This is a genomic window from Sneathiella marina, from assembly GCF_023746535.1.
Taxonomy (GTDB): Bacteria; Pseudomonadota; Alphaproteobacteria; order Sneathiellales; family Sneathiellaceae; genus Sneathiella; species Sneathiella marina.
On sequence record NZ_CP098747.1, the window covers coordinates 316,376 to 328,677 of the forward strand.

9 protein-coding genes are annotated in these 12,302 nt (G+C 48.7%); 6 read left to right on the forward strand and 3 right to left on the reverse strand.

Annotated elements, in window-relative coordinates; all coding sequences use genetic code 11:
• Positions 1–16 precede the first annotated feature (16 nt).
• The 5 genes from NBZ79_RS01620 to NBZ79_RS01640 all read left to right on the forward strand — a co-directional run bounded on the left by NBZ79_RS01620 (position 17) and on the right by NBZ79_RS01640 (position 7,523).
• A complete protein-coding gene (locus tag NBZ79_RS01620) occupies positions 17–2,905 on the forward strand; it encodes a 2-oxoglutarate dehydrogenase E1 component (protein WP_251934835.1) in 2,889 nt (962 codons plus the stop codon).
• 9 nt (positions 2,906–2,914) lie between these two features.
• A complete protein-coding gene (gene odhB / locus NBZ79_RS01625) occupies positions 2,915–4,189 on the forward strand; it encodes a 2-oxoglutarate dehydrogenase complex dihydrolipoyllysine-residue succinyltransferase (RefSeq protein WP_251934836.1) in 1,275 nt (424 codons plus the stop codon).
• Between the two features lie 27 nt (positions 4,190–4,216).
• A complete protein-coding gene (lpdA, locus tag NBZ79_RS01630; protein WP_251934837.1) occupies positions 4,217–5,620 on the forward strand; it encodes a dihydrolipoyl dehydrogenase in 1,404 nt (467 codons plus the stop codon).
• A 100-nt stretch (positions 5,621–5,720) separates the two neighbouring features.
• Positions 5,721–6,320 (forward strand): glutathione S-transferase family protein, encoded by a 600-nt coding sequence (locus NBZ79_RS01635; RefSeq protein WP_251934838.1) that lies wholly within the window; start codon positions 5,721–5,723, stop codon positions 6,318–6,320.
• A gap of 15 nt (positions 6,321–6,335) precedes the next feature.
• Positions 6,336–7,523 carry an MFS transporter gene (locus NBZ79_RS01640; RefSeq protein WP_251934840.1) on the forward strand — a complete coding sequence of 396 codons (1,188 nt, stop codon included), beginning with the start codon at positions 6,336–6,338 and terminating at the stop codon, positions 7,521–7,523.
• Here NBZ79_RS01640 and NBZ79_RS01645 read toward each other — a convergent pair.
• Genes NBZ79_RS01645 through fsa form a run of 3 tightly spaced genes read right to left on the reverse strand, consistent with a single transcriptional unit; the run spans position 7,520 to position 9,848 of the window.
• Entirely contained in the window at positions 7,520–8,437 is a 918-nt protein-coding gene (locus NBZ79_RS01645) for a tyrosine recombinase XerC (protein ID WP_251934842.1), read from the reverse strand. The genes NBZ79_RS01640 and NBZ79_RS01645 overlap by 4 nt on opposite strands.
• A gap of 2 nt (positions 8,438–8,439) precedes the next feature.
• A complete protein-coding gene (locus tag NBZ79_RS01650; protein WP_251934844.1) occupies positions 8,440–9,165 on the reverse strand; it encodes a DUF484 family protein in 726 nt (241 codons plus the stop codon).
• A gap of 23 nt (positions 9,166–9,188) precedes the next feature.
• Positions 9,189–9,848 carry a fructose-6-phosphate aldolase gene (fsa, locus tag NBZ79_RS01655; RefSeq protein ID WP_251934846.1) on the reverse strand — a complete coding sequence of 220 codons (660 nt, stop codon included), beginning with the start codon at positions 9,846–9,848 and terminating at the stop codon, positions 9,189–9,191.
• A gap of 135 nt (positions 9,849–9,983) precedes the next feature.
• Between fsa and NBZ79_RS01660 the strand changes: the two genes are divergently transcribed.
• Positions 9,984–12,164 carry a primosomal protein N' gene (locus tag NBZ79_RS01660; protein WP_251934848.1) on the forward strand — a complete coding sequence of 727 codons (2,181 nt, stop codon included), beginning with the start codon at positions 9,984–9,986 and terminating at the stop codon, positions 12,162–12,164.
• The last annotated feature ends 138 nt before the right edge of the window (positions 12,165–12,302 follow it).

Below are 12,302 nucleotides of genomic sequence, written 5' to 3' on the forward strand. Positions count from 1 at the left end.
CGCCGATTGACCGGAAATGGCCCAACAACTGGACAACTCTTCATTTCTCTTTGGCTCTAACGCCGGATTCATTGAGGACCTTTACGCTCGCTACTTAGACGACCCAGCTTCTGTTGATGAAAGCTGGCAACAATATTTCCAATCTCTGGGCGACGACGCCGAAACCGTTTTGGCGGAAAGTCGCGGCGCTCCATGGACACCGTCAAATGGGTTTGATCCGGAAGACGAATATGAAATTCTTGGTAACGCCGCCAATCGTGCAACAGAAATCGCAATTGAATCCGGTGCAGAGCAACAAGATGTCCGCGCGGCGGCGATAGATACGATACGGGCACTGATGCTGATCCGCTCCTATCGGGTAAGAGGGCATCTAAAAGCCAATCTTGATCCACTGGGATTGGAAATTCCGAAAGAACATCCGGAACTCAACCCAACCACTTACGGGTTTGCTGAATCCGATTGGGATCGTAAAATATTTCTCGACAATGTGTTGGGACTGGAAACAGGGACAATTCGGGAAATCCTGGCGATCGTCAAACGAACTTACTGTTCGACAATCGGCGTTGAATTTATGCATATTCAGGAACCGGATCAGAAAGCCTGGATACAGGAGCGCATTGAAGGGCGGCACAAGGAAGTATCTTTTACTGCTGAAGGCAAGATTGCGATTTTGCGGAAACTGATTGAAACCGAAGGGTTTGAGCATTTCCTCAACGTCAAATACACGGGAACCAAGAGGTTTGGCCTAGATGGTGGTGAATCTCTGGTCCCGGCAATGGAAGGTATTATCAAGCGCGGCGGTCAGTTGGGTGTACAGGAAATCATCCTTGGCATGCCCCATCGTGGTCGCCTGAACGTACTTACGAATGTGATGGCCAAACCATTCCGTGCGGTTTTTTCTGAATTTCAGGGAAGCCCGGCAAATCCTGAGGACGTCGAAGGCTCGGGCGATGTAAAGTATCATCTGGGCACGTCATCAGATCGTGAGTTCGATGGCAACAATGTTCATTTATCATTGACAGCAAACCCGTCGCATTTGGAAGCCGTCAATCCGGTTGTTTTAGGTAAAGCCCGGGCAAAGCAAGCTCAGATCGGCGAAGATGTGGGCGGTCAGGTTATGCCTTTGCTACTTCATGGTGACGCCGCTTTTGCCGGACAGGGAATTGTAGCCGAGTGTTTTGGCCTTTCAGAGTTGAAAGGGTATCGCACGTCAGGAACCATTCATTTTGTTGTTAATAACCAGATCGGTTTTACAACCAGCCCAAAATATTCTCGCTCCAGCCCCTATCCTTCTGACGTCGGTAAAATGGTACAGGCACCAATTTTCCATGTAAACGGAGATGATCCTGAGGCGGTTTGCCATGTGGCGAAAATTGCGACAGAGTTTCGTCAGCTTTTCCAGATTGACGTTGTTATTGATATGTTCTGTTATCGTCGACATGGTCATAACGAAGGTGACGAACCCGCCTTTACACAACCGCTTATGTACCGGACGATTGCGCAGCATCCGACGACCATGCAAATTTATGCGAAGAAGCTAATTGCAGAAGGCGTTCTTTCTGAAAAAGACGTTGAAACAATTATTTCTGAGTTTAAGGATTATCTGGAGAAGCAATTTGAAACGGCAACAAGCTTCAAGCCGAACAAAGCAGATTGGTTTGAAGGTCGCTGGCAGGGGTTTGAAAGAGCTGACGAGGGTGCACGCCGCGGTACGACAGCTATTGATATCGATGAGCTAAGGGCCATTGGTAACAAACTGACAGAAGTCCCTGCGGATCACAATGTTCACCGCACCTTGCAAAGAGTATTGAAGTCGAAGAAAAAGATGATCGATACAGGTGCCAATATTGACTGGGCGACTGCGGAAGCCTTGGCATTTGGATCTCTTCTAAAGGAAAATGTACCGGTTCGGTTATCGGGCCAGGACTGTGGCCGCGGAACGTTCTCACAGCGCCATTCGGTGATTGTCGATCAGGTTACGGAGGGACGGTATATCCCGCTGAATAACTTGGAAGGCGAGCAAGCTCACTATGAGGTTATCGACAGCTTGCTTTCGGAAGCTGCGGTACTTGGATATGAATATGGCTATACACTGGCTGAACCTAATGCTCTGGTCTTGTGGGAAGCGCAGTTTGGTGATTTCGCCAATGGTGCGCAGGTCATCATCGATCAGTTTATTTCCAGCGGCGAGTCCAAATGGCTGCGTATGAGTGGATTGGTAATGCTTCTTCCGCATGGCTATGAGGGGCAGGGACCGGAACATTCATCGGCTCGCCTGGAAAGATACCTGCAGATGTCAGCGGAAGACAATTGGCAGGTTATCAATTGCACCACACCAGCAAACTATTTTCACGCATTGCGCCGTCAAATACATCGTAAATTCAGAAAACCGCTTGTGGTAATGACTCCGAAATCATTGTTGCGGCATAAGCAGGCAGTATCGACGTTTGACGAAATGGGGCCGGGCTCCGCATTTCATCGTGTTTTATATGATAATGAAAAGCTGTGTGCTGATAAAGATGTCAAGCGCATCGTGCTTTGCTCTGGCAAAGTCTATTATGATTTGCATGCCCGCCGTGAGGAGCTCGGAGATAAAGAAACCTACTTCCTGAGACTGGAGCAGCTCTATCCTTTTCCATATCAGGCGCTGGAAGCGGAAATGAAAAACTTCAAGCATGTGGAAGAAGTTGTATGGTGTCAGGAAGAGCCCAAAAACATGGGGGCTTGGGCATTTGCCGAGCCGCATCTGGAGCAGGTTTTTGAAAATCTGAAAATGAAAAAGGTTACCCGTCCACGATATGCAGGTCGTAAGGCGTCGGCCTCGACCGCAACGGGTCTTTTAAAGAAACATAATCTACAGCAAAAAGCATTGGTCGATGACGCATTAGGCGTTGCACCAGAATAGGAAGTCAAAATGACGGTCGAAATTCGTGTCCCTGTTCTTGGGGAATCTGTAACCGAGGCGACGGTAGGTCAATGGTTCAAAAAAGTTGGTGATGCTGTCGTAAAGGACGAACCAATTGTTGAACTGGAAACTGATAAAGTTACCCTTGAAGTAAATGCAACAGAATCAGGGCGACTGGAAGAAATCGTTGTTGCCGAAGGAGAAGATGTCGAAGTCGGTGCTCTTCTTGGCCAGCTTCTTGCCGGGGGAGCCGGAAATACTTCTGCACCGGCAGAGGCGCCTCCAGAGGAACCCGCAGCCGTTGCGGCTCCTGCTACACCCGCTCCAGCAGCTACGCCTCCAGCCGCCGCACCGTCAAGCGCGGCCCCGGCATTACCTGCTGCGCAGAAACTAATCGACGAAAATGGATTGAATCCAGCCTCTATCACCGGTACCGGCAAGGACGGCCGAATTACCAAGGGCGATGTACTTGAAGCCATGGAGAATGGTGGAAGCTCTCCGGCAGCGGCACCTACTGCACCAGCAGCTTCAGCGCCGGCTCCTGCTTCCGTATCAGCAGCTCCTTCAGGACCGCGAAGCGAAGAAGCCCGCGAAGAACGCGTAAAAATGACCCGATTGCGCAAAAGCATCGCGAACCGGCTAAAGGATGCGCAGAACACCGCAGCTATGTTGACGACATATAACGAAGTCGATATGGGCGCTATGCTCGACCTCAGGGCGGAATACAAGGAACTGTTTCTGAAAAAACATGGCGTTAAGCTTGGCTTTATGTCGTTTTTCACCAAGGCCTGTATTGCTGGCTTAAAGGAACTGCCCGCCGTGAATGCGGAAATTGATGGCGATGATCTGATTTATAAAAATTATTACAACATGGGTATTGCGGTTGGAACACCTACAGGTCTTGTTGTCCCTGTACTGCGTGATGCCGATCAGCTCAGTTTTGCAGAAGTCGAAAAAGGTATTGGTGAACTCGGTAAAAAAGCCCGTGACGGCAAACTTAGTATGGCAGACCTTCAAGGGGGCACATTCACCATCACCAATGGCGGTGTTTATGGGTCATTGATGTCGTCACCGATTTTGAATCCACCACAAGCCGGTGTCCTGGGCATGCATAAAATTCAAGAGCGGCCGATGGCTGTAAATGGTGAAATTGAAATTCGCCCCATGATGTATCTGGCTCTTACCTATGATCATCGTATCATCGATGGCAAGGAAGCTGTTACATTTCTAGTCCGTGTGAAAGAAGCCCTCGAAGATCCGCAGCGCCTGCTGCTTGATCTTTAGTCTTGAGTGTTCTGAAAGAGGAATAATATGAGCGACGAAATTTTCGACCTGGTTATTGTCGGTGGCGGTCCCGGTGGATATACAGCTGCAATTCGGGCGGCTCAGCTGGGCATGAAAACAGCCTGTGTGGAAAAACGTGGCGCTTTGGGTGGAACATGTCTGAATGTCGGATGTATTCCGTCAAAGGCATTGCTGCAATCTTCAGAACTATTCGAGGAAGCGCAACATAGTTTTGAATCGCGTGGCATATCCACTGGTACCGTAAAGCTGGATTTGAAAAAAATGCTTGGGCAGAAGGATACAACTGTCGAAAGTTTGACCCAGGGAATCGAGTTTTTGTTCAAGAAAAACAAGGTTACCTACATCAAGGGTGCCGGAGTTCTTCAAGGTGGCGGCCGCGTCGAAGTCACTGGAGAAAACTCTCAAATCCTGAAAGCAAAAAACATCTTGATTGCGACCGGTTCGGAAGTGACTCCGCTGCCTAATGTGGAGATTGACGAAAAGCAAATTGTTTCCTCCACGGGAGCTCTCGAGCTACCCAAGGTCCCTAAAAAAATGATTGTTATTGGCGCAGGTGTCATAGGCTTGGAGCTTGGGACTGTGTGGCGTCGGTTAGGCGCAGAGGTGACTGTTGTCGAATTTCTTGACCGGATATTACCGGGCACGGATACGGAAGTTGCGAAAACAACTCAACGGATCATGAAGAAACAGGGCATTAAGTTTATGCTCGGAAAGAAAGTGACCGGCGCCAAAAAAACAAAAACGGCAGTTACACTCTCCTTGGAGCCTGCCAAAGGCGGCGACGCGGAAAGCTTAAAAGCGGATGTAGTGCTTTTGGCGATTGGACGCCGTCCCTACACCGAGGGACTTGGTCTGGAAGATATCGGTGTAGATCAGGATAAACAGGGCCGAATAGTTGTTGACGAGAATTTTAAGTCAAGTGTCGATGGAGTGTACGCTATTGGTGATGTAATTGAAGGTCCGATGCTGGCACATAAAGCCGAAGATGAAGGCGTTGTCTGTGTTGAAAAACTTTCCGGCCAGATGCCGCATATTGATTACAATATAATTCCGGGTGTCATTTACACGTGGCCAGAGGTTGCAACGGTTGGTCAAACGGAAGAGCAATTAAAAGAATCCAATGTTGAGTACAATGTCGGCAAGGTTCCCTTCATGGCAAATAGCCGCGCCCGCGCGAATGGATTTACGGACGGTTTCGTCAAAATCCTGGCCGATAAAAAAACCGATAAGGTTTTAGGAGTTCATATTATCGGGCCGGACGCGGGGACAATAATCCATGAATGTGTATTGGCTATGGAATTTGGAGCATCTGCAGAAGATATCGCCCGGACCTGTCACGCGCATCCAACTTTGAACGAGGCTGTAAAAGAAGCGGCACTGGCTGTAGCTGGCCGGACATTAAACAGTTGACGCTGGCGACATAAAGTTATCACAATACAGGGCTGCCTTTTCCGAGGCGGCCCTTATTTTTTGCTGGTATTCACCGGCGGCTTTTCTCAAAGGAGACGTTATGAAGCTCTGTTATAGCCCCCTCTCACCATTTGTTCGCCGTGTTATGATTACGGCAATCGAGCATAATCTACGGGACCGGATTGTCCTCGAAGATTCCGATTCCAGCAATATATTCAAAGGGAACAACCCATCTAATCCGTTGGGGAAGGTTCCAAGTTTGACATTGGATTCCGGCGAAGTTCTATTCGATTCATATGTGATTTGTGAATATCTCGATAACATTGGCGAAGGCCCGTCGTTGTTTCCCGAAGCAGGGCCTGAACGCACAAGAATATTGACATTGTATGCCATGGCTGACGGCATGACGGATGCGGCATATCAACGCCGTATGGACAGTATCATGCCGGATGGCGAGGGCTCACCTAGCTGGAACGCAAGGCTGAGGCTTGCCATGGAAACCTGCTTGGACGTTATGGAAACGCAGGCTGAAAGCTATGATGGACTGTTGAATATTGGAACAATTTCTGTTGCCAGCGCATTGGGGTATCACGACTTCCGTTTTTCGGATGAAAAATGGCGGAATGGTCGACCAAAATTGACAGCTTGGTATGAAGCCATAGCAACACGTCCGTCTATTGCGAGTACATCTCCAGAGTAAAGAAGGGCGGATACCTTGACTGCCGTTCGACTTACCATTGCGCTTTGCGTTGCCGAAATTCTGGCCATGTCGTCTTTTGCGTCATTTCCGGCGCTTACACCGTTTTTCTTTGAGCATTGGGCTTTAACAGGAACCGATGCCGGCTGGATAAACGGTATGTTCTTTTTTGGCTTTATGCTGGTTGGCCCGCTTTCCACTTCCTTTACAGATCGGGTTGACGCACGAAATGTATTTCTTGCGGGCTGTACTCTGGCAGGAATTGGGACATATGGTTTCGCTTTTCATGCGGATGATTTCTGGAGCACACTGCCATGGCGGTTTCTTTCTGGTGCCGGATTGGGATGTACATATATGCCCGGCTTGAAACTTTTGACGGATCGGTTACCGCAGGGTGATCAATCGCGTTCTATTGCTTTTTACACAGCGAGTTTTTCCTGCGGATCCGCTGTTTCATTTCTCGCTGTCGGCCAAATTTTTCTTTGGTTGGATTGGAAGTCCTCTCTGGCGGTGATCATCATCGGTCCGCCACTCGCCATCGCGATTATTCTCATTTGCACCAAGCCGTTGAAGTCTGCGAATAAACGCCCCTGGTCGCAAATTATGAACTACGCACCGGTTGTCCGGAATAGATTTACGATGGGATATATTCTCGGCTATGTGGTCCATACCTGGGAGTTGGTAGCCATGCGATCATTTATGCTCGCGTTTCTTGCCTATTCTCATACTCTGACTAACGCGCCCGCCTGGATGGAGGTTTCCGCGATAACAGCTTTTGCCGTTTTTCTTGGCCTGCCGTCCAGCATTTTGGGAAACGAGTTATCTCTGAAAATCGGTAGACGTCGATCTATTACAATCATAATGGTCATTTCGTTTATTGTTTCCTGCTTTATTGGCTTTACAGCGGATTTGCCATTTGTATTTGTTGTCGCCGTTGCATCTCTGTACGGTATTACCATTACGGCAGATTCGTCCTCATTGACTGCTGGCGCCGTCGGGAGTTCCCCGCTGGAATTAAAGGGAGCAACCATGGCGGTTCATAGTTTTCTTGGATTTACAGGAGGCATGTTGGGGCCAGTTGTCGCCGGCATAGTTTTAGACAGTGCTGGTGGGCCAACGGATACATTTGGTTGGGGCTTGATGTTTGCCTCTGTCGGGGCCGTCACTCTTCTCGGACCGTTTTTTCTTCGCTTGACCCGTGACTAAGTCTTCGGATGCGCCTTGTCATAAACAGCTAACAGTTTTTCCATATCAAGGTCAGTATATCGCTGTGTTGATGACAGTGACGCATGCCCTAAGAGTTCTTGGATGGATCGTAAATCGCCACCCCCTTCTAGTAAATGGGTTGCGAAACTATGTCGAAGCGCGTGAGGCGTAGCGGTTTCAGGTAAATTCAAATTACGCCGTAATGACTGCATTTTGAGTTGTATGACACGAGCGCTTAATCTCTTGCCTCGTCGTCCGACGAAAAGCGGGCCCTTTCCCGTCAAGGGATAGGGACATTGATTGGTATATAAATTCAATGCCTCCCGTACAGCAGGAAGGACAGGCACCATCCGCTCCTTATTCCCTTTTCCGACAAGTGTCAGGATGTCTGAAGTGGGAATATCACCGTAGTTTAGCGATAAGGCTTCTCCAATACGCAACCCGCATCCATATAAAAGCGTCAATACTGCTGCGTCACGATTTTGTATCCAGTGGGGCTCTGTTGTCTCTTGTATGCTATCCAGAAGGTTCCGGGTGTCCTGTGCTGAAATGGGGCGGGGCAGCTTCACGCCGGCTTTTGGCGTACGGATTGTTTTGAGGTACGGGTTATGGATATATTCGTCTCGCTCCTGCCTTTTGTAAAAGCTTCTTATTGAAGAAAGAACACGGCGAAGAGAGGATGCCGATAAACCTTCATTTCTTCGATAGGCAAGATACGCCCTGAAATCTGCGGCACGCAATGCTTCAAGATTTTGCAAATCGGGTTCTTTTGCGATATGGCCTGTAATGAAACTCAGGAAATCTCGGACATCCCGTTCATATGCTTCCAGAGTATGAGGGCTTACTTTCTTTTCATGGCGAAGCCAACTTATCCAGTTTTCGAACGCGTCACTAAGGGGAGGAAGGCCTTGCATGACTAATCCGATTTTTGCTCCAGCCACATCTGGAGGCAAGATTGCATGGTAATCGCCAGGAAAGTCAGTAATTCCGTGCCTTGGTCTTGTTGAAAATGATCTGATTCACGACTGCCAAAGGCAATCATGGCATTGGCGTGAAGTGAGGGAACATCGAGTTTGATGAGCGCATCTGAATGAACCAAATCTTTGGCAGGGCCAAAAATTGCCTTGGATTTAGGGGCGACCGCCCGCAGAATTATTTCACGCCCATGCCAGTTTGCTCTTTCGATACTGCCTTCCTTCAATCGTTGCAAACCGGTCATTTCCGGCAAGGAAACCGGTCCATCTTCTATACATAACGTAATGACGTCGATTTCCAAAAGCTCTGGAAGATCTTGCGTAAGGATATGGACAAAATGATTGAGGCTTGTTGCAGACAAAATAGCTTTTACAGAAGCATGTACCATATTTTGCGTATGAGAATTTGCGCGAGATGCTTTAATAAATTCGTTCTGGGCAGCAGATAAATCTGCAATTTCTTTTTGCAGCCGGTTTACCAGGACGGACTGCATATCTATGACGCCATCACCTGTAACTCTTTCGGACGGAAGTGAAGGAGCCAGTAACCCGGCATTGTTCGATAAAAAATCAGGATGGGAAATCAGCCAGTTTCGAACATCTTCCTCATTAATATCTTCAATTCGGGATTGCAGATTTTCCGTTTTGCTGTCTGATTTTTTACTCACTATTTCATCTCACTAATTGGCTATTAATCCAAAATCTTTTGGCCGGTTTTTTCCCAATCTGCAAGGAAGGCGGACAATCCCTTGTCGGTCAATGGGTGGGAAACCAACTGCTTGAGAACGGAGGGTGGGATAGTACAAACATCCGCACCCATGAGAGCTGCATCGACGATATGTGTCGGGTTGCGAATTGACGCGACAAGAACTTCCGTTTCCATGCTTGGGTAATTTTCATAGATCTGGACGATGTCACCAATAAGATCCATGCCAGTTTGCCCGATATCATCCAGCCGGCCCACAAACGGAGAAATGAACGCTGCTCCTGCTTTCGCGGCCAAAATCGCTTGGGCGGCAGAAAAGCAAAGTGTGACATTTACCTGCGTACCTGCTTTACTAAGTTGAGAGCAGGTTTTGAGCCCGGCCATTGTCAGCGGCACTTTAACAGCAACATTTTCCGCCAGACCTGCTAGCCGTTTTCCCTCTTCAAGCATGGTTTCGTAATCTGTTGCAGCGACTTCAGCGCTCACAGGGCCCTCTGTCAGGCTGCAAATCTCTTTGATGACCTCAAAGAAATCCCGGCCAGATTTTGCGACTAATGACGGATTTGTTGTTACGCCGTCCAACAGGCCGGTGTCTGATAATTCTCTTATTTCTTCTGTGTCGGCTGTATCAACAAAAAATTTCATTGTTATCTCGAATCCTGTAAAACTGGGTGCTTGGAACTGGGTGTTCACTCTCTATAATTCTTTTGATTGAAAAGAACAATCAACCTTAATGAATAACGACTGGTTCCTCGTGTCATAATAGTCTATCGCATAGATATGAGCAGTACAAACAAACATCGACGTGTTCGTGTTCTCCTGCCTCTCGCCGTGGGCGATGTCTACGATTATCGAGCGCCGGAGGAAATGGGAGTTATCCTTGGACAATTCGTAACCGTTCCCTTGGGACGCCGGGAGGTTACCGGTGTGGTTTGGGAAGAGGCACCGAATTCCAGTTTACCGGAGACGCGCATGAAGGATATTCTTGATATCCTGCCTGCGCCGATCCTTCCCGAGGATAGCCGAGCATTTGTGGACTGGGTTGCAAAATATACCATGCAACAGCGAGGCCGGGTTTTACGAATGGCGATGAGCGTACCGGATGCGCTATATCCCAAACCACCGCGAATTGGATATCGGTTTACGGGAAAGCAGCCTGAGAAACTAACATCTGCTCGCAAGCGGGTACTGGAAATCGCCACAGACGGTCCAGCTTTGACGGCGGCAGACCTCAGTAGCCTCGCGGCGGTCAGCAGTTCGGTTGTGAAAGGGTTGGCAGCTCTTTCTGTATTGGAAAGCGTCAAATTACCATCAGAAAAGCCAATTAATAAGCCTGATTGGCAAAAGCCGGGCTCGGTTTTGTCTGATGATCAGGAAATGGCAGCCAAACATCTCGTACAAATGGTCGACAAAAATACGTTCGATGTTTCTCTTCTTCATGGGGTTACAGGATCGGGGAAAACAGAAGTCTATTTTGAAATGATTGCCACCTGTCTCAAGCAAAACCGACAGGCACTGGTGCTCCTTCCGGAAATAGCCCTGTCTTCGCAGTGGCTGGCCCGGTTTGAGGATCGATTTGGGACGAGACCGGTCGAATGGCATTCGGACTTAAGCCAAGCCGAACGCCGGAGAAACTGGCGTGCCGTAATTGAGGGGCGTGCAGATGTTGTTGTTGGCGCCCGGTCCGCTTTATTTCTGCCCTTTCCCGACCTTGGCGTTATCGTGGTGGATGAGGAGCATGAGGCTTCTTTCAAACAAGATGAAGGCGTTCCCTATAATGCTCGGGATATGGCTGTCGTTCGCGGGAAAATAGGAAATTTCCCGATAGTTCTTGCTTCGGCGACGCCGTCTCTTGAAACACTGATCAATGCGCAATCAAATCGCTACGCTTATTTGAAGCTGCCCTCTCGCTTCGGTGGCGCTGCTCTCCCGGAAGTCCACATCGTCGATTTAAAAGAACATAGTCCCGGATCGCAACGTTGGATATCAGAGCCATTGAGGAAAGCTACAGAGGCGACACTGGAAGCTGGCCAGCAGGCAATGCTCTTTCTGAACCGTCGGGGATATGCGCCATTGACCCTTTGTGATACATGCGGGCATCGATTGCAATGCCCTCATTGTAGCGCCTGGCTTGTCGAGCATCGATTGATAAAGAGGCTGCAATGTCATCATTGCGGCTATACCGCGCAAACGCCTCGCCAATGTCCTGAATGTGAAACAGAAGAAAGTTTTAAGGCCTGCGGTCCAGGTATTGAACGATTGGCCGAGGAAGCGGAATTGCTTTTTCCCGATAAAAATATTGCAACGATAGCCAGCGACACCGTAACCAGCCCGCGCGCGGCCGCTGAGTTTGTTGGCGCGATGGAGCGCGGTGAAATAGATCTCCTTATCGGTACTCAAATTATTGCGAAAGGGTACCATTTTCCGAATTTGACAATGGTTGGTATTATTGATGCGGATCTTGGGCTGGCTGGGGGGGATTTGCGCGCTTCGGAGCGCACCTATCAATTGCTTTCGCAGGTTGCCGGCCGCGCGGGCCGAGAAGCTCAAAAAGGAAAAGTGATATTACAATCTCATATTCCAGAGCATCCGGTCATTGACGCTATTGTTCATCAGGATGAAGAAGCCTTCTTTGCATTTGAGACTTCAGCGCGCCAGGAAGCCCGTATGCCGCCTTTCGGTCGGCTGGCCGCTTTGGTCCTTTCAAGTATTGATGCCGAATCAGTTGCCGGATTCGCCAGTTTATTGGCGCGCTCTGCTCCGATTGCGGACAATTTTATTATTTTGGGGCCGGCACCCGCCCCTTTATCCATGATAAGAGGGCGCCATAGATACAGATTTCTGGTCAAATGCGATAAAGCTATGAATATTCAAGCTGTGATAGGAAATTGGTTGAAGGGCCGGAAAGTACCAAGCAATGTCAGGCTTCAAATAGATATTGACCCCTATAATTTCATGTAAAATATCGCAAATTAAAGTCTTTCTGGAGTTAAAGACGATTTTTGATGAATAAACTGGTCTGCAGCATATTGCCACCCGGATTTCCCTGTGCTAATAACCCGGTGCCTTGCTAGCGGGACCTTGAAATTCAGGTGCTGA

Coding starts and splice junctions, on each gene's coding strand:
- odhB (WP_251934836.1), top strand. CDS start 2,915: ATGACGGTCGAAATTCGTGTCCCTGTTCTTGGGGAATCTGTAACCGAG.
- NBZ79_RS01645 (WP_251934842.1), bottom strand. CDS start 8,437: ATGCAAGGCCTTCCTCCCCTTAGTGACGCGTTCGAAAACTGGATAAGT.
- NBZ79_RS01620 (WP_251934835.1), top strand. CDS start 17: ATGGCCCAACAACTGGACAACTCTTCATTTCTCTTTGGCTCTAACGCC.
- fsa (WP_251934846.1), bottom strand. CDS start 9,848: ATGAAATTTTTTGTTGATACAGCCGACACAGAAGAAATAAGAGAATTA.
- NBZ79_RS01635 (WP_251934838.1), top strand. CDS start 5,721: ATGAAGCTCTGTTATAGCCCCCTCTCACCATTTGTTCGCCGTGTTATG.
- NBZ79_RS01660 (WP_251934848.1), top strand. CDS start 9,984: ATGAGCAGTACAAACAAACATCGACGTGTTCGTGTTCTCCTGCCTCTC.
- lpdA (WP_251934837.1), top strand. CDS start 4,217: ATGAGCGACGAAATTTTCGACCTGGTTATTGTCGGTGGCGGTCCCGGT.